The organism is [Bacillus] enclensis, assembly GCF_001456935.1.
Classification (GTDB): Bacteria; Bacillota; Bacilli; order Bacillales; family Bacillaceae_B; genus Rossellomorea; species Rossellomorea enclensis.
Genome location: NZ_KQ758483.1, coordinates 499,288 through 517,008, shown reverse-complemented (window position 1 = coordinate 517,008; position 17,721 = coordinate 499,288). Strand labels below are relative to the sequence as shown.

At 44.9% G+C, this 17,721-nt stretch carries 15 protein-coding genes; all 15 read right to left on the bottom strand.

Annotated features, from left to right (window positions below; translation table 11 throughout):
- Positions 1–3 precede the first annotated feature (3 nt).
- Positions 4–1,347 carry a signal recognition particle protein gene (gene ffh, locus AS034_RS10240; protein WP_032088860.1) on the bottom strand — a complete coding sequence of 448 codons (1,344 nt, stop codon included), beginning with the start codon at positions 1,345–1,347 and terminating at the stop codon, positions 4–6.
- 12 nt (positions 1,348–1,359) lie between these two features.
- Positions 1,360–1,692 carry a putative DNA-binding protein gene (locus AS034_RS10235; RefSeq protein ID WP_058298399.1) on the bottom strand — a complete coding sequence of 111 codons (333 nt, stop codon included), beginning with the start codon at positions 1,690–1,692 and terminating at the stop codon, positions 1,360–1,362.
- A 706-nt stretch (positions 1,693–2,398) separates the two neighbouring features.
- Complete coding sequence (ftsY, locus tag AS034_RS10230; protein ID WP_058298398.1) at positions 2,399–3,388, bottom strand: signal recognition particle-docking protein FtsY; 990 nt, start codon at positions 3,386–3,388, stop codon at positions 2,399–2,401.
- Positions 3,389–3,405: 17 nt separating this feature from the next.
- Entirely contained in the window at positions 3,406–6,972 is a 3,567-nt protein-coding gene (smc, locus tag AS034_RS10225) for a chromosome segregation protein SMC (protein ID WP_058298397.1), read from the bottom strand.
- A gap of 11 nt (positions 6,973–6,983) precedes the next feature.
- Positions 6,984–7,730, bottom strand: coding sequence for a ribonuclease III (rnc, locus tag AS034_RS10220; RefSeq protein ID WP_032088864.1), 747 nt, complete (start codon positions 7,728–7,730; stop codon positions 6,984–6,986).
- Between the two features lie 480 nt (positions 7,731–8,210).
- Positions 8,211–8,444 carry an acyl carrier protein gene (gene acpP, locus AS034_RS10215; RefSeq protein ID WP_032088865.1) on the bottom strand — a complete coding sequence of 78 codons (234 nt, stop codon included), beginning with the start codon at positions 8,442–8,444 and terminating at the stop codon, positions 8,211–8,213.
- Between the two features lie 105 nt (positions 8,445–8,549).
- Positions 8,550–9,293 carry a 3-oxoacyl-[acyl-carrier-protein] reductase gene (fabG, locus tag AS034_RS10210; RefSeq protein WP_032088866.1) on the bottom strand — a complete coding sequence of 248 codons (744 nt, stop codon included), beginning with the start codon at positions 9,291–9,293 and terminating at the stop codon, positions 8,550–8,552.
- Positions 9,294–10,238: an ACP S-malonyltransferase gene (gene fabD / locus AS034_RS10205; protein ID WP_058298396.1), complete on the bottom strand. Its 945-nt coding sequence runs from the start codon at positions 10,236–10,238 to the stop codon at positions 9,294–9,296. It lies immediately after the preceding gene.
- Complete coding sequence (plsX, locus tag AS034_RS10200; protein WP_058298395.1) at positions 10,231–11,226, bottom strand: phosphate acyltransferase PlsX; 996 nt, start codon at positions 11,224–11,226, stop codon at positions 10,231–10,233. Before plsX ends, fabD begins: the two co-directional genes overlap by 8 nt.
- Positions 11,227–11,808: a transcription factor FapR gene (gene fapR / locus AS034_RS10195; protein ID WP_058298394.1), complete on the bottom strand. Its 582-nt coding sequence runs from the start codon at positions 11,806–11,808 to the stop codon at positions 11,227–11,229. It lies immediately after the preceding gene.
- 93 nt (positions 11,809–11,901) lie between these two features.
- Entirely contained in the window at positions 11,902–13,947 is a 2,046-nt protein-coding gene (gene recG, locus AS034_RS10190; RefSeq protein ID WP_419184983.1) for an ATP-dependent DNA helicase RecG, read from the bottom strand.
- Entirely contained in the window at positions 13,940–14,833 is an 894-nt protein-coding gene (gene sdaAA / locus AS034_RS10185; protein WP_032088871.1) for an L-serine ammonia-lyase, iron-sulfur-dependent, subunit alpha, read from the bottom strand. The genes recG and sdaAA overlap by 8 nt, the downstream gene beginning before the upstream one ends.
- Before the next feature lie 51 nt (positions 14,834–14,884).
- The gene (sdaAB, locus tag AS034_RS10180; protein WP_032088872.1) at positions 14,885–15,547 is read right to left on the bottom strand and encodes an L-serine ammonia-lyase, iron-sulfur-dependent subunit beta; all 663 of its coding nucleotides are present in this window, start codon (positions 15,545–15,547) and stop codon (positions 14,885–14,887) included.
- Between the two features lie 94 nt (positions 15,548–15,641).
- Complete coding sequence (locus AS034_RS10175) at positions 15,642–17,306, bottom strand: DAK2 domain-containing protein (RefSeq protein WP_058298392.1); 1,665 nt, start codon at positions 17,304–17,306, stop codon at positions 15,642–15,644.
- Positions 17,307–17,321: 15 nt separating this feature from the next.
- Positions 17,322–17,684 carry an Asp23/Gls24 family envelope stress response protein gene (locus tag AS034_RS10170; protein ID WP_032088874.1) on the bottom strand — a complete coding sequence of 121 codons (363 nt, stop codon included), beginning with the start codon at positions 17,682–17,684 and terminating at the stop codon, positions 17,322–17,324.
- Positions 17,685–17,721: the final 37 nt, after the last annotated feature.

Sequence of the window (17,721 nt, the reverse complement as noted above, 5' to 3'; positions counted from 1 at the left end):
AGCCTACATAAATGGGAACTTCATCCCTTTTTTCTTCCCTTTTCCCTGCATGCCGCTCATTTGTTTCATCATTTTTTTCATGTCTTCAAACTGCTTCAGAAGACGGTTCACTTCCTGAATGGATGTACCGCTTCCTTTTGCAATCCGTTTACGGCGGCTTGCATTGATGGTTTCAGGATGAATCTTTTCATTCTTAGTCATCGATTGAATGATCGCTTCAACATGACTGATCTGCTTTTCATCGACCTGCAGCTTGTCCAGGCCTTTCATCTTGTTCGCTCCCGGCATCATTTTCAATAATTCATCGAGAGGCCCCATCTGTCTTACCTGTCCCAGCTGGTCAAGGAAATCATCAAATGTGAAAGACATGGTACGCATCTTTTGTTCCAGTTCTTTGGCTTTTTCTTCATCGACATTAGCCTGTGCTTTTTCGATTAATGACAGGACATCACCCATGCCGAGGATCCGGGAAGCCATTCGTTCCGGATGGAAAGGTTCGAGTGCATCCATCTTCTCACCCATACCGACGAACTTGATCGGTTTTTGCGTGACTGAGCGGATCGATAAAGCCGCCCCGCCCCGGGTGTCACCATCAAGTTTGGTCAATACGACGCCGCTGATGCCAAGGGCATCGTCGAAACTTTGTGCCACATTGACAGCATCCTGACCTGTCATCGCATCGACAACGAGGAAAATTTCATCTGGAGTTGAAAGTTCCTTGATCTCCTTCAATTCTCCCATCAGGTTTTCGTCAATATGCAGACGGCCCGCGGTATCGATGAGTACATAATCATGATGCTCTTCTTTTGCTTTCTCGATCGCCTGCTTCGCAATTTCAACCGGACTAACTTGATCCCCCAAAGAGAAGACAGGCAGGCTTAACTGCTTTCCGACTGTCTCCAGCTGTTTGATGGCAGCCGGTCTGTAGATATCTGCCGCTACAAGAAGCGGTTTGCGATTATGTTTCTTCCGGAGCAGGTTTGCAAGTTTACCAGTGGTGGTCGTTTTACCGGCACCCTGCAGACCAACCATCATGATGACGGTAGGAGGTCTCTTAGCCACGGCAATCTGACTCTGTTCCCCGCCCATTAATTCAGTAAGCTCTTCCTGCACCACTTTGATGACCTGCTGGCCGGGCGTAAGACTTTTCATGACTTCCTGCCCTACAGCACGTTCGCTTACTTTCTTAACAAATTGCTTAACCACTTTAAAATTAACGTCCGCTTCGAGAAGCGCAAGACGAACTTCACGCATCATTTCTTTAACGTCCGCTTCAGAAATCTTTCCTTTTCCGCGGATTTTTTGAATTGTACCTTGCAGTCGGTCGGCTAAACCTTCAAATGCCATTCATGCCGCCTCCTAATCCAATATTTCAAGTTCATCAATGAGTTTCAGACAGACAGAAGAATCAATTGATGAGTCTTCTATTCTTTTTCTTAATTGAGCAAGAATCTCGTTGCGTTCTTGAAACTTCTTAAATAATAAAAGCTTTTCTTCATATTCCTCCAGCATCGCTTCCGTACGTTTGATGTTATCATAGACAGCTTGTCTTGAAACCCCGTATTCTTCAGCGATTTCACCCAGTGAGAAGTCGTCCAGGTAATAGAGGGACATGTAGCTTCTTTGCTTTGGGGTTAACAAAGATTGATAAAAGTCGTAGAGATAGTTCATTCTCGTTGTTTTCTCTAACACGATATCCCTCCTTGTTAAGTGAAAAACCTTTACATATGAAGAATACAGATTCTGCGCGTTTTTGTCAAGGTTTCGGACTATATTTTTGAATTGTTTTATTTTAATTAGTCTTCTAAACACCGCTAATGATTCCCGTGCAAAACTTCGCTTTCCGCGGGCGGTTGGTGAGCCTCCTCGGCTTTGCCTGCTGGCTAGAAAAGTGGAAGGGCGTTGGTCAGAGGCGGGTGGCATAAGGCGAGCTAGCCGGAAAGGCGCTCTTTGCCTTTTTGGCTTGCTTGACTTATGACCTCGAGCCTCTAGCCGCCGTAGCTAGACAAGTCTCACCTAACACGCTTTTCCCGCAGGAGTCTACATTTTGCACTCCAATCAATCGCTGGAAGGGGTTTTGAATATGATAAATTTTCACAGTTTCATCCTGAATAATGGATTGCAACTTATATTAGTTTTAGCTTGTGACCTCGAGGGACCAGCCGCAGGGGACTGAGCAAATAAAAAATCCGACGGGCTTCCTAAAAGTCGTATGGCCGAGTTGACTTATGACATGCGCCTCTATGCATAGCAAGAAAGTTTTCTAAAAACTATACTTACGGAGTCTTCGTCTCGAAATTCAATCAACAGCTAAGAGAAATATAGATGCATGGAATCTACCAACAAAATACTGACACAAAGAAAAGCAGCTTTAGTATCAGCTGCTTTTCTCTGAATTTTATTCTTCTTCGTTATCAACAAGGTTTGAAAATAGGCCGTATACATACTTTTCTGCGTCGAATGGCTGTAGGTCGTCCATTTTTTCTCCGAGGCCGACGTATTTAACCGGCACGTTGAGTTCGTTGCGGATGGCCAGGACGATTCCGCCTTTTGCCGTTCCGTCTAGCTTTGTAAGGACTATCCCTGAAACATCTGTAGCTTCCTTGAATGTCTTGGCCTGGATCATGGCATTCTGGCCCGTGGTCGCATCAAGGACAAGCAGGACTTCATGGGGTGCACCCGGCACTTCCCTTTCAATGACCCGCTTCACTTTTTCCAGCTCTTTCATCAAGTTAACTTTGTTTTGCAGTCGTCCGGCCGTATCACAGATCAGAACATCCGCTTTTTTGGCCTTGGCCGATTGAACGGCATCGAACATGACCGCTGCAGGGTCACTTCCGGCAGCCTGTTTAATGACAGGCACCCCGACTCTTTCGCCCCAGACTTCCAATTGTTCGATCGCTCCGGCTCGGAAGGTATCGCCAGCTGCAAGGACCACATTCTTTCCTTCTTCCTTGAGCATATGTGCCATTTTTCCGATCGTTGTGGTTTTACCCACACCGTTCACTCCGACAAACAGAATGACAGTAAGCTCATTCTCCTGGATATTCAATGAACTATCATCATCATTATCTCCGTGATAGATTTCAACCAGCTTCTCCGAAATTACCGGTTGGATCTGTTCGGTATCCTGGATGTTCCTCCGCTTCACTTCCATTTTCAACTCATCTACCAGTTCCATTACAGTATCGAAGCCGACATCCGCCCCGATTAAAATTTCTTCCAGCTCTTCGAAGAAGTCTTCGTCCACTTTACGGTAACGGGCCACAAGATCGTTCACCTTGGAAGTAAAGTTATTACGGGTTTTGCTCAGACCGTCTTTAAATTTTTCTGTTACATTATCACTTGATTGAGAGAATTTATCTTTAAGTTTTTTAAAAAAGCTCATCTGTAACACCTCGCCTATTAAGTTTCAAGTAATTCATGTGTCTCCTGCAGCCTTACGGATACAAGCTTGGATACACCGGACTCCTGCATCGTCACCCCATATAGGACATGCGCTTCTTCCATGGTCCCTTTACGGTGGGTGATGACAATAAATTGAGTATCGTCACTGAACTTCTTCAGGTACTGGCTGAATCGCTGAACATTCGCTTCATCGAGCGCTGCTTCAACTTCATCCAAAATACAGAAAGGCACAGGACGGATTTTCAGAATCGAGAACAAGAGAGCAATCGCAGTCAATGCTCTTTCCCCTCCGGACATAAGGCCGAGGTTCTGAAGTTTCTTGCCCGGGGGTTGTGCGACAATATCAACACCCGTATGAAGGAGATCTGACGGATCCGTCAGTTTCAGCTCCGCACGCCCCCCTCCAAAGAGTTCTCTGAAGACTCCCTCGAATTCTACCTGGATTGCAGAAAAAGTGTGGTCGAAACGCCTGATCATCTCTGTATCCATCTCATTGATGACCTGATACAGGGTGTCTTTCGCTTCGGTCAAATCTTCCTTCTGCTCCAAAAGGAAATCATACCTCTCCTTTACACGGTCATATTCATCGATCGCACCGATATTCACCGTACCAAGCTCTTCAAGAGCCAATTTGACAAGCTTTACTTTCTTGCGCGCTTCTTCCACCTCGATTGTAAGCGGATAATCATTCTTTGCAGCTTCAAATGAAAGCATATACTCATCTCTTAAATGATCCAGACGGTTTTCCAGCTCTACATCAAGACGGTTAATTTTAACTTCTTCATCTTTAAGCGCAGTCACAAGTCCTTTGTGCTGACGCTTCAATTCTTTCAAATCGAGCTCTTCACTTTCGACAGCTTGCTGGAGTTTTAACCGTTCATCACGGCGCATGGATATAAGTTCCGTCGTCTCGGCTTTATGCACGGCACATCTTTCTGCCTCTTCCACCAGCTGATTTTCGCCGGAAAAATTGTCCTTCATTTCTGTCTGGAGCCACTGAAGATCATCTTTTAATGCATTAATCCTTTTTTCAGTATCAGCTGAATTTCCTTTTACACGCTCCAGTTGATTCCTTGTATTGACGAGCTGTTCATTTCGGGCAGCCAACACTGCTTTTAAATCGCTTATTTCAGACGAGATCGCATCTTTGGACGTACGATCTGAATTCTTTTGAAGCGTCAAGTCTTCAATTCTTTCATCCAGTTCTTTTATTTCAATTTGGATTTCATTTAGGAAATCCTTTAATTCCTTTGTTCTGGAGTCATGCTTTTCTTTGACAGATGTATAGTCTTTTTTCTCGAGATCGTAAAGAGACAATCGTTCATCCATATTTTGCCTGGACAGTTCATTTTCCCTTAATTGAGAGAGAAGTTCCTGCTCTTTTAAACGCTGACGCTCACCTGATATTCTCATTTCCTCAAGCTTCTTTTCTCTGAAAGAACTCTCTTCCTTCAAGGATTTCACTTGTGTTTGAAGCTCTTCCGTCTGCGTTTCCATTACCGATAGCTTCTCTTTCATTTCTTCCAATTCGCCTTTTCTCGAAAGAAGGGAGTTCTTTTTTTGCTTTACGGTCCCCCCGCTCATCGATCCTCCAGGGTTGACAACATCCCCGTCCAGCGTGACAAGCCGGTAGCGGTACTGAACCAGTTTGGCAATCTCATTTGCTCCTTTTAGATCTTTTGTGACCAGGACATTACCAAGCAAATTAGACATAATTGTCCCAAACCTTGAATCATAACCAATGAGTTCCGAGCCGACCCCAATAAACGAGGGATGCCCTTTTAACATAGCGAGCTGACTTTCAGGAACTGATTTTCCTTTAATGACATTCATCGGGAGGAAAGTCGCGCGTCCGTATTGGTTTTTCTTCAAGTAACCGATGGCTCTGCGGCCGTCTTCTTCAGTTGCAGTTACGATATGCTGCATGGACGCCGCCAGCGCGGTTTCCATCGCGGTTTCATATTGCTTCGGCACCTGGATCAATTCCGCTACCGCACCTTCTATTCCAGTCAGGACGCCATCACGGGCTTTCAATACTTCTTTTACTCCCTGGAAGAAACCGGAGTAATCATCCTCCATCTCTTCAAGCATTTCTTTCCGTGATTTGGCCTGCTGTAGGTACTGATATGCCTGATAGAGTGTTTTTTCCTGTTTTTCATACTTCGCTTTAACGGATTCCAGCTTCTTTTTCTCTTCTCTGAATAAAAGGATATGTTCATCTAACTTTTCTTTTTGAATCTGCAATTCCTTCGCTAATTCTTTATGAATTTTCTCAAGTTCGTCTCTCTGTTGAACATACTTTTCATTTTCGGCTTCTAATCGCCCGCTTCTGCTTGACTGCTGCTCAAGCTGCTGCTGAAGATACTGAATTTCATTTTTGGCAGAGGCCTGCTGATTCAACTTTTCAATATAATCGCTTTTCAAGGACTCAATGATTTCTTCGATGTTTTCACTGTAGTGTTTGAGCTGGCTCTGCTTCAAAGTCAGCTGCTGTTTAAGGCCGGAGACTTCACTTTCAACTTCTTTGAAACTCTCCACCAATTCTTTTTTCTCCAGGGTTAGTCGTTCCAATTGGTCTTGTGTCTCAACAATCGATTGTTTTAGTTGAGTTTCATTGGAAGAAGAATTTTTCTTGCGTTCGATCAGGACCTGTTTCCTTCCCTCCAGCTTTTCCAGTTCTTCACTTGTTGAAAGCAAAATCTCCTGAAGACCAGTGATCGATTCATCCAGCGCTGCAATTTTATCGCGGGTTTGGGCAAGGCTTGCTTCCTTTTTCTGTACACGTGAAGAAAGCGCAAGCTCCTCATTTCCGTGTCTCTCGAAATCCACACTAAGACTTTCCCACTGTTTATGTAAATCCTCGATATCATGGACGGTAAGTGCCACTTCGAATTTCTCAAGTTCCTCTTTCTTTTCCAGATAATCCTTTGCCATCGAAGCCTGGATTTTCAACGGCTCCACTTGGCCCTCCAGTTCATGAAGGATATCATTTACACGATTCAGGTTTTCCTGTGTTTCAAACAGCTTCGATTCAGCTTTCTTCTTTCTTGATTTATATTTCAATACACCGGCAGCTTCTTCAAAGATGGTTCTTCTTTCTTCCGGCTTACTATTTAATATTTCTTCCACTTTCCCCTGACTGATGATGGAAAATGCTTCTTTTCCAAGCCCGGAGTCCATAAATAACTCGATGATATCCTTAAGCCTGCATGGCTGCTTGTTCAAGAGATATTCGCTGTCACCTGAACGGAAAACCCTTCTAGTCACGCTTACTTCGCTGTAATCGATCGGGAGTGCCCCGTCCTCATTATCAAGCACCAGTGTGACTTCAGCTATATTCAGTGCTTTTCTTGAGTCACTCCCTGCAAAGATGACGTCTTCCATCTTTGATCCGCGGAGGCTTTTGGCAGACTGTTCTCCCAAAACCCAGCGGATCGCGTCGATGATATTACTCTTTCCGCTTCCGTTCGGTCCGACCACTGCCGTGACACCCGGTACGAATTCTACCGATATTCTTTCTGCAAAAGACTTAAACCCCATTACTTCCAGTTGTTTGAGGAACATCTTCTTTCCCCCTATTTTACGTCTAGCTTTTGTTTTAGCATTTCAAGCGCTTTTTGAGCAGCCTGCTGCTCCGCTTCTTTTTTTGAGCGGCCTTTCCCTATCCCCAGTTCCTGGTCATTAAGACAGACACGGGATATGAATTGCCGATTATGTGCGGGGCCGCTTTCTTCGAGGATCCCGTATTCAATCATGCCTGCATTCCCTCTTTGTACGAATTCCTGCAGTTGGCTTTTATAATCCATCACATGAGAAAAAGCACCGATATTTATTTTAGGATAGACAACTTTTTCAAGAACGCCGATTACAGTATCAAGGCCCTGGTCAAGGTAAACCGCCCCGATGAATGCCTCAAAAACATCAGCAAGCAGTGCCGGTCTTTCCCTTCCGCCGGTCATCTCTTCTCCCTTGCCTAAGAGGATCAACTCACCGAAGTTCATTTCTGTTGAAAATTTCACCAATGAGGGTTCGCAAACAATGGCGGCCCTCAGCTTGGTTAATTCACCTTCTGACATCATCGGGTATTTTTTGAAGAGGAATTGGGATACGGTCAACTCCAGCACCGCATCGCCAAGAAACTCAAGGCGTTCGTTGTCTTCATAAGGTTTTCTGCGATGCTCATTCACATAGGATGAATGAGTGAAAGCTTGTTTAAGAAGTTTTTCATCCTGAAATTTAATTCCGATTTCCTCTTGGAATTTCTTGAATTTCAGCTCGTTTTTTTGTTTTGACATTCCTTTGTTTCTACTATGCTTTCGCATAAAGCACTCCACCTTGCTCTATAGGTTCTCAAATATACACTTATCAAGTTTATGATAAATAAAACAAATAATCAAAAGTTAATTTAATTCTGATCCATGAATTCCAAGCCTGTATGCCGCTGTTGATTTCCGTGCAAGACTTAGCTTTCTGGCGGTTGGCGAGCCTCCTCAGCATTCCTCCACGGCAGATCCTGTCCAGCTCCGGCGGCTAGTCCCTCGAGGTCATAAGCTAAATGGCCCAAAGAAGCAGCGAACGCTTTCCGTCCCATTCATCTTATGCTTGTCGGGGCTAAGCAAGCCGCCTCCGCTTTTTCTGATAGGAGTCTTCGTCTTGCACTCCAATCAACAGCTGGAACCAATTCACTATTTCAATTAATCTCATATATGCATCTTAGTAGCCCTAAATAAAAAGACAAAAAACTTGGCAGAGGAATTCTGCCAAGTTTAAAATGGTTGAATGGCCTGCATTCAACTGAACGATTATGCGTTTGCTTTTATGTAGTTCACAGCGTCACCCACTGTGCCAATTTTCTCAGCATCATCGTCAGAAATTTCCATGTCGAATTCATCTTCAAGTTCCATAACAAGCTCAACTACATCTAGGGAGTCAGCTCCTAAATCCTCTTTGAAAGAAGCTTCAAGAGTTACTTGAGATTCATCTACACCAAGACGATCAACAATGATTTTTGTTACACGATCTAATACTTCTGCCATTTTTGTCACCTCCCCTCAAGGTATTATAGAGTATTTCCACCCGGAATGAAAAGCATATCCGCGGAATTTAATCATTTTCCTGATTTCGCATTGGCACAAATCGGGTTACATCACCATTCCGCCGTCAACATGAAGGGTCTGTCCGGTCATGTAAGAAGAGGCATCCGAGGCAATGAAGCTTACTACTCCGGCTATATCCTTGGGATCTCCCATGCGATTCAATGGTATCTGTTTCAACATTTCACTGCGTACATCTTCAGGCAGCTCATCGGTCATGTCTGTTGAAATAAAGCCGGGTGCAACTGCATTCACCGTGATTCCACGCGGCGCCAGTTCCTTGGCAGCGGTTTTCGTCAAACCGATGACACCTGACTTGGCAGCCACATAGTTCGCTTGTCCGGGATTACCGCTCACCCCTACAATGGATGAGATGTTAATGATGCGTCCGCTTCTTTGTTTCATCATCTGGCGGGTTGCCGCCTTGGTACAAAGGAACACACCTTTCAGGTTTATATTGATAACGTCATCCCATTCACTTTCTTTCATGCGCATCAATAAATTATCTTTCGTAATTCCTGCATTGTTCACCAGGATGTCCAGTGACCCGAACTGGCTGATGGTTTCTTTCACCATGGTTTGGACAGACTCACCGTCAGCTACATTGCACTGAACGGCAAAAGCTTCTCCGCCCATGCTTTTTATTTCATCGACCACTTCATTTGCCTTCGCTTCACTTCCTGAATAATTGACGGCAACCTTGGCACCTTCACGGGCAAGCTCCAGCGCGATTTCTCTTCCGATCCCCCTGGATGCACCTGTAACAAGTGCCGCTTTTCCTTCCAACTTCATTTACGCTTCCTCCTTTAACTTTGCAATCGTTTCAGTCAAGGAAGCCTCATCCTGGACCGCGTAAGTTTTAACCCTGCGATTCACTTTTTTGATGAGACCTGATAATACTTTACCCGAACCAATTTCAATAAAAGTATCCACACCAAGTTCCAATAACTTTTCAACTGTATCTTCCCATAGCACCGGGGAGTACAGCTGTTCAATCAGCAAACGCTTGATCTCTTCTGCTTCTGACACAGGCGATGCCGTAACGTTCGCGATAACCGGCTTATCCGCATGATGGATTTCAATCGAATCTAAGATTGAAATGAATTTTTCAGCGGCCGGCTTCATTAATTCTGAGTGAAAAGGTCCGCTCACTTGAAGAGGGATGACCCTTTTGACACCTTCTTCTTTTGCCCGTGCCGTAGCGGCTTCCACTCCTTTTACAGTCCCTGAAATCACAATCTGTCCCGGACAATTGAGATTGGCGAGTCCAACAGAATGACCTTCTTCAGTTACGGAGTTCGTGATTGATTTTAACACATCTCTGTCCATGCCAAGAACTGCAGCCATCGTACCTTGACCGCTCGGAACGGCTTCTTCCATGAATTCCCCTCTTTTTCTCACGGCGTAAACTGCGTCTTCGAAAGAAAGGGCACCGGCTGCAACCAGTGCAGAATATTCACCAAGACTGTGGCCTGCTGTATAATCGGCTGTGATTCCTTCTGATTTCAGCCTGTCCAGTATCGCCACGCTCGTTGTCAGTAATGCCGGCTGAGCATTCGTCGTTTGAGTCAATTCTTCCTGAGGTCCCTCAAAGATAATAGAGGAAAGGTCATCCCCAAGCTTTTCATCCGCTCTTTTGAAGTAACCTCCAACCTCTGGATACTTTTCGGCCAGTTCCTTCCCCATTCCGACTGTCTGAGAGCCCTGACCCGGGAAAACAAATGCGATTTTACTCATGTACTTCTCCTCCTTTTACAGCTTCCTTGATTGTATTTGAAACGTCGTTCTTTACCATATCCCTTGCTTGTCTCATCGCATTGAACAGAGCAACTTCATTTGAAGAACCGTGGGCTTTGATGACAGGGGCTTTTAAACCGAATAAACCGGCTCCGCCATATTCTGTATAATCAAGCATGCCTTTCAGTTCCTTCAAATCATTTTTCACAAGTCCGGCAGCGATTTTATTCTTAATGGAAGAAGTAAGCGTCTTTTTAAGCAGGGAAAAAATCGAAAGGGCGGTGCCTTCAATTGTTTTCAGTACCATATTCCCCGTGAAACCGTCGGTGACCACCACATCTGCGGCACCTTCCAATAGATCCCTTGATTCGACATTTCCAATAAAATTAACAGGCGCATCCTTCATCAAACTGAACGCTTTCTTCGTCAGCTCGTTCCCCTTCTTATCTTCAGTCCCGATATTTAACAGGCCGACCCGCGGCTGTTCAATGCCTCTTACTTTTTCAGCGTAGATACTTCCCATTATGGCGTATTGAGCCAAGTGTTCAGGCTTTGCGTCCACATTCGCCCCCAAATCAAGCATCAGGAAGCCTTTCCCGTCAAGCGTCGGAAGGGTCGGGGCAAGGGCAGGACGGTCAATTCCATCTATCCTTCCCACAATGAATAATCCCGCTGTCATCAGCGCGCCTGTATTCCCTGCGGAAATGCACGCATCAGCCTCGCCGTTTTTTACAGCCTGTGCCATCAAGACCATCGATGAATTCTTCTTTCTTTTTACTGCTCGCACAGGTTCATCCGTGCCTTCGATCACTTCATCTGTATGTACGATCGTCAATCGCTTATGTGAAGGCAGCCACTCTTTGATTTTATTTTCATCACCGTAAAGGAGAACTTCAATATCCTGAAATTCTTCCAGGGCCTTCTTTACACCGAGGACGATTTCCTTAGGAGCATGATCTCCGCCCATTGCATCAACGGCTAACTTCATCTATGCTTCATCCTTTTCTGATTTTTTGGAACGGTACATCTCGAAGTCACCCCTGAAAACGAGCTCTCCTCCGACATAACTTTGTACCTCTACCATTGTACGATCTTTTTCATCTTTAATATGTAAGACCTTTGCTTTCGCCACGACTCTTTCGCCTTCTTTAACAGGGCGGGTAAACCGGATAGTGGACTTGGCCGTCAAAGCAAGTTCATCATTTATGACTGCAACTGCAAGGGAATTTGCCTGTGCGAACAGGTGATGTCCCCTTGCAATTCTATTCCGTACAAAGACATGTTCAGTCTTCACATCGAAAATAGATATTGCACTTTCATCCAATTCTATATCAATTATTTCCCCAATGACCTCTTCAATAGGAAGGGACTTCACTTCATCTTCAAAAGATTTCTCTGCAACGTTCTTAATGCGTTCACGAAGTTCGGGTATAGAGAGTTCCATCCTGTCAAGACGGATGGTCTGAACACTGACACCGAATCTATCCGCCAATTCTTCATCAGTTATAAACGGATTATCTTTAATCGTTTCTAATAGGTTCGCTTGTCTTTCTTTTTTCGAAAGTCTCATTTTTCAACACCGTCCACTATTAGTACTAGGTACTAATAGTAGTATATAATCTAAAAAAACAGATTGCAAGAATTAATCTCACAATCTGCCTTACTAGTCCAGCTTTTCACCTTTCATTACACCTGATTCCGACAAGAACAAACGAAGCTGCTCCCACCGGGGATCTTCCCAGAAATCCTTAGAGTTGATCAATGCTTGGGCATCGTCCCTTGCAACCTCCAACGCACGATAATCATGCACCATATCCGCTACCTTGAATTCAGGCAGCCCGCTTTGCTTCTTACCGAAGAAATCACCCGGCCCCCTAAGTTCCAGGTCCTTTTCACTAAGGACAAAGCCGTCATTGGTCTCTGTCATGATCTTCATCCGCTCTTTACCGACCTCTGTCTTCGGTTCAGCCAATAGGATGCAATAGGATTGGCTTTCACCGCGGCCAACCCGGCCGCGCAGCTGATGAAGCTGTGATAAACCGAATCTTTCAGCATCATAAATAAGCATGAACGTGGCATTCGGAACATTCACCCCTACCTCTACAACTGTAGTGGATACCAAGACTTGAATGTCGTTTGAACTGTATTGTCTCATTACATCCTCTTTTTCCTCAGGGTGCAGCCTGCCGTGCATGAGTCCGACTTTATAGCGCCCCTCAAAATAAACAAGGAGCTGATTATAGACATCGATCGCGTTTTGGACATCGAGTTTGTCCGATTCCTCTATCAGCGGGCAGATCACATACGCCTGCCTGCCCTGATCAAGTTCTTTATCCATGAAGGCAAGGACACGGGGAAGAGTATCTGCCTTTGTCCAATAGGTCTCGATTTCTTTCCTTCCCGCCGGCATTTCATCTATGATGCTGACATCCATCTCACCGAAGACCGTGATGGCAAGGGTTCTCGGGATAGGGGTGGCCGTCATGAATAAGACATCCGGGCTTTCCCCTTTTTCTCTCAACACCCTCCTCTGATTGACACCAAAGCGGTGCTGTTCGTCGGTGACGACCAAACCCAATGACTTAAACTCAATGTCGTCCTGGATCAGCGCATGGGTACCGATGAGGATATCAATTTCTCCCTCTTTCAATTTCTCCAAAAGAAGTCTTCTTCTTTTACCCTTGACGGAACTGGTCAGCAGCGCAACAGATAATCCTGCAGGGGTCAAAAGTTCACTCATCGAATCTGCATGCTGTTCGGCCAGTATTTCGGTGGGAACCATGAGAGCCCCTTGATAGCCCGCTGTCACGGAGGAAAACAAAGCGATAGCAGCCACAACAGTCTTACCTGATCCGACATCCCCTTGAAGAAGCCTGTTCATCCGGAAAGGTGACTTCATATCAGCGGAAATTTCATTCACCACTCTTTTTTGCGCCCCGGTTAAAGGAAACGGGAGTGAATCCGTGAATGCTTTGATCTTCTCTACATCGTAATGCTGGGCCATTCCGTTGGAATGTTCCCTCTCGAATTTTCTCAGTGCCTGCATTTTAAGCTGGAACAGTAAAAATTCCTCATAAACAAATCTTCTCCTCGCCTGTTTCATGTCAGCGGGAGAAGCCGGAAAATGCATTTGATAAAGGGCATCCGACCTGCTCATCAACTTATATTTTTCAAGGAGGGCGTCAGGCAGATTTTCAGAAATAATCTCATGATAATCATCGAAAGCTTTCTTTATGAATTTTCTAAGGGTTTGATTTTTAATATTTCCTTTCAATGAATAAACAGGCTCGAAGTCCCCGTCTTTGTTGTGGGGACCTCCCGTGAAATGCTGTACGGTTATGACCTGTCTGTTTTTATCCCATTTCCCCGTCACAGTGACGGTATCATGAAGATTTATTTTCTTTTTCAGATACGGCTGATTGAAGAATACCGCCTGAATCAAGTATCTCCCCACCAGCAGCCTTACTGTCAGCCTGGATTTCTTCCTTCCAAAATACATGAGCGAAGGTTCGGAATGAACTTTCCCCTCGACCGTGACTCTCTCGTCATGTGCAACTTCCTCTAAATCTCTCAGTCTGTAATCCTCAAATCGATAAGGCAGGTATTCCAACAAATCCAGAACCGTGTATATCCCCATCTGGTTCATCTGCAAAGCAGTTTCCTCACCAATCCCCTTGACGTTCTGGATTGTCAGTCCTTCTTTAGGAATCTTCACGTTTATTCAGAGAAACCCCGAAAATTTTCGCTTCAAGTTCCCTGCCGGTAGGTGTTGCGGCTAATCCCCCTTGTGCCGTTTCCCTCAAGGCGACAGGCATTGTTTGACCGATTTTATACATAGCATCAATCACTTCATCACAAGGGATGCGGCTGGTGATGCCTGCAAGTGCCATATCCGCTGCAACCATTGCGTTGGCGGCCCCCATGGCGTTTCGTTTTACACATGGGACTTCCACTAATCCTGCTACCGGGTCACACACCAGCCCAAGCATATTCTTCAACGTAATGGCCATCGCTTCTGCAGATTGACTCGGCGTACCGCCTGCCATTTCAACGATCGCCGCCGCAGCCATTCCGCTTGCCGAGCCCACTTCAGCCTGACACCCACCGGCAGCCCCTGATATTGATGCATTATTTGCAACCACAAAACCAAAAGCACCGGAAGTGAATAAGAATCTCACCATTTCATCTTTAGACGGATTCAATTTGTTTTTCACAGCAAACAAAGTACCCGGAACAACCCCGGCTGAACCTGCTGTGGGAGTGGCACATATTGTTCCCATTGCTGCATTTACTTCGTTTGTAGCAACGGCTTTGCTTACAGCATCCAATATTGTGTCTCCTGTTAAAGATTTCCCTTTTTCAATATATTTCTGAAGGAGGACAGCATCTCCGCCTGTCAGTCCGGAATGTGATTTTACACCTTCCAGTCCGCGTGCCACAGCCTGCTCCATGACCTCCAGGTTCTTTTCCATTTGGGCATAAATCTCATCAAATGATTTCCCCGTGAATTCTTTCTCTTGTTCAATCATGATGTCCGATATTTTTTTATCTTGACTTTCCGCCAGTTCGATTAACTCGGCAACATTTCTAAACATATAGAAACCCCCTTACAATGATGATGTAAACGTTCTCATAAAAATAATGATTTAATCTGAGATCCTTGTTACCTGTGTGATATTGGAGAGTGATGTAATCTCTTCGATTACAGCTTCATCTATCGGTTGATCCACTTCGATGGTCATCAGTGCCATTTTGCCTTTCTCTTTTCTGGAAACATCCATGTGACCGATGTTCAACTTATGTTTGGCAAGAATATTGGACACGGATGCAATCGCACCGAAGCGGTCATCATGGACTACCAGTATGGCTGGGTGATGACCTGACAGTTTCAGTTCAAAACCATTTAATTCGATGATTTCCACCTTTCCGCCTCCTATCGAGATGCCGACAAGATCCAATTCACCCTGATCATCGCCCATTTGTATACGCGCAGTATTCGGATGATCCGTAACGGCATCCTCTTCCTGAAATTTGACTCTGATCCCTTTTTTCCGTGCCTGATCGATTGAATGGATGATGCGCTCGTCAAACGTATCATAATCCAGGATTCCCCCGATGATCGCTACGTCGGTACCATGTCCTTTGTACGTTTTCGCAAAAGAACCGTAAAATGAAATCTTGACCCACTTTGGTTCCCGGCGGAAAAGGTTGCGTGCAATCCTTCCGATCCGAGCAGCCCCTGCAGTATGGGAGCTTGATGGTCCGATCATAACAGGACCGATAATATCAAATACACTTTTGTACTTCATCGTAGATTTCCCCCTGTCTAAACAAGCAAACTACTTCTATTTTAACATAATATAAGGGGACAGGCGCATGTTTGGCACTGTCCCCTTCATCCTTTTATTCAACTGAAAAAATATAGGAGTAAAGTGGCTGTTTTCCGTTATGAATTTCCACTTCCACATCTTCATAGTGTTCTTCTACATATTCCTGTAATAAAGTTACATCTTCTTCAGACACATCTTCACCGTAGAGGATGGTAAGAATTTCAGAATCTTCATCGAGCATCTCGTCCAATAGACTTTTTGCTGTCTGCTGACGATCCTTCTCGGCGATCACGATTTTGCCTTCAGAGATTCCCATGAAGTCATCCTTCGAGATTGCCATACCGTCAATATTCGTATCTCTTACCGCATAAGTGATCTGACCTGTCTTCACTTGCTGTGAAGCTTCACTCATTGCCTTTTTATTATCATCTACAGAAGCGGTTGGATTGAAAGCGAGCAAAGCAGCCATTCCTTGCGGAACAGTCTTCGTCGGTACGACAGCAACTTCTGCACCAAGCACTTCCGCCGCCTGTTCCGCTGCCATGATAATATTCTTATTATTAGGCATGATAATGACTTTCTTGGCATTCACTTCTTCCACGGCCTTTACGATATCTTCCGTGCTCGGATTCATCGTCTGTCCGCCTTCGATTACCGCAGTGGCACCGATACTCTTGAAGAGTTCAGAAATCCCTTCACCCATCGCAACTGTCACAATGGCAAAGTCCACTTCCTTTTTAACAGGCGGGGCCTCAGGTTTTGCCGTGTGGGATTCTCCAACGATACTGCTGTGCTGTTGTCTCATATTTTCAATCTTAATATTGATGAGACTGCCGTATTTATGTCCATAGCTCAATACATTCCCGGGCTGTTCTGAGTGGATATGTACTTTTGCCAGCTCATCATCGCTGATTACAAGCAGTGAATCTCCGTATTCGCTCAGGTCATTACGGAAGTCTTCTTCATTGAATGCCTTCTTATCTTCCTCGAACTTGACCATGAACTCTGTACAATAACCGAATTCAATATCCTCGGTGCTCATGAAATCCTGGGCAGCCTTATGGTGTTCTGCACTCACAAGATCGTTCATGGATGGCAATGATACCTGATCGGATACTTTTTCACCCTTCAATTCAGCCAGGAACCCTTCATAGACGAACAATAATCCTTGGCCGCCGCTGTCGACAACCCCTACTTCCTTCAACACTGGCAGAAGGTCGGGAGTACGATCGAGGGAAGCCTTTGCCTCATCTACGATATCCTGCATCAACTTTATAAAGTCGCTTTCTTTTTGTGCTGAACTCACACCTTTTTTGGCTGCATCTTTTGCCACAGTCAAAATCGTTCCTTCAACCGGTTTCATGACAGCCTTATAAGCTGTTTCCACACCAGACTGCAGTGCATCCGCAAATTCCTTGCTTGTTAAAGAGCTTTTGCCTTCAATGGCCTTTCCAAATCCTCTAAATAACTGGGAAAGGATAACACCGGAGTTACCCCTGGCCCCCATCAATAACCCTTTAGAGAGTGCAGAAGCAACGTTACCTATATGTTCTTGGGTGTTTTGTTTAACTTCTTTTGCACCTGAAGTCATTGATAAATTCATGTTTGTTCCAGTATCACCATCAGGAACAGGAAATACGTTCAGCGCATCAACCAGCTGCGCATTGGCAGAAAGCTTTGCAGCCCCCTGGATGACCATTTCGGCAAAACGCTTTCCTTCCAAAGATGTAATCGACACAAATCTTCCTCCTCACTACGGGTTCGTAACTCGAACCCCCTGCACAAAAATATTTACTGAATCTACCGCCAAGCCGACGGTCTTATCAAGGGTATATTTAACCTTGGATTGTACGTTATGAGCAATCTCAGAAATTTTTGTACCATAGCTCACAATAATATACATGTCAATATGTACTTCCTCTTGATCTTGACGAACAATCACTCCGCGAGTGAAATTTTCTTTACGTAGGATATCTGTAAAACCGTCTTTTATCTGATTCTTTGAAGCCATTCCAACAATTCCGTAGCAATCCACCGCTGCACCTCCAGCAATCATTGCAATGACATCATTCGTAATATCAATTTGTCCGTACTGCGTTTTCAATTCGATGGACATGGAATGTTCTCCCCCTTTAAATACATGCTTGGCTAAA

Coding starts and splice junctions, on each gene's coding strand:
- ffh (WP_032088860.1), bottom strand. CDS start 1,347: ATGGCATTTGAAGGTTTAGCCGACCGACTGCAAGGTACAATTCAAAAA.
- ftsY (WP_058298398.1), bottom strand. CDS start 3,388: ATGAGCTTTTTTAAAAAACTTAAAGATAAATTCTCTCAATCAAGTGAT.
- smc (WP_058298397.1), bottom strand. CDS start 6,972: ATGTTCCTCAAACAACTGGAAGTAATGGGGTTTAAGTCTTTTGCAGAA.
- rnc (WP_032088864.1), bottom strand. CDS start 7,730: ATGCGAAAGCATAGTAGAAACAAAGGAATGTCAAAACAAAAAAACGAG.
- acpP (WP_032088865.1), bottom strand. CDS start 8,444: ATGGCAGAAGTATTAGATCGTGTAACAAAAATCATTGTTGATCGTCTT.
- fabG (WP_032088866.1), bottom strand. CDS start 9,293: ATGAAGTTGGAAGGAAAAGCGGCACTTGTTACAGGTGCATCCAGGGGG.
- fabD (WP_058298396.1), bottom strand. CDS start 10,238: ATGAGTAAAATCGCATTTGTTTTCCCGGGTCAGGGCTCTCAGACAGTC.
- plsX (WP_058298395.1), bottom strand. CDS start 11,226: ATGAAGTTAGCCGTTGATGCAATGGGCGGAGATCATGCTCCTAAGGAA.
- fapR (WP_058298394.1), bottom strand. CDS start 11,808: ATGAGACTTTCGAAAAAAGAAAGACAAGCGAACCTATTAGAAACGATT.
- sdaAA (WP_032088871.1), bottom strand. CDS start 14,833: ATGTTTAGAAATGTTGCCGAGTTAATCGAACTGGCGGAAAGTCAAGAT.
- sdaAB (WP_032088872.1), bottom strand. CDS start 15,547: ATGAAGTACAAAAGTGTATTTGATATTATCGGTCCTGTTATGATCGGA.
- AS034_RS10170 (WP_032088874.1), bottom strand. CDS start 17,684: ATGTCCATCGAATTGAAAACGCAGTACGGACAAATTGATATTACGAAT.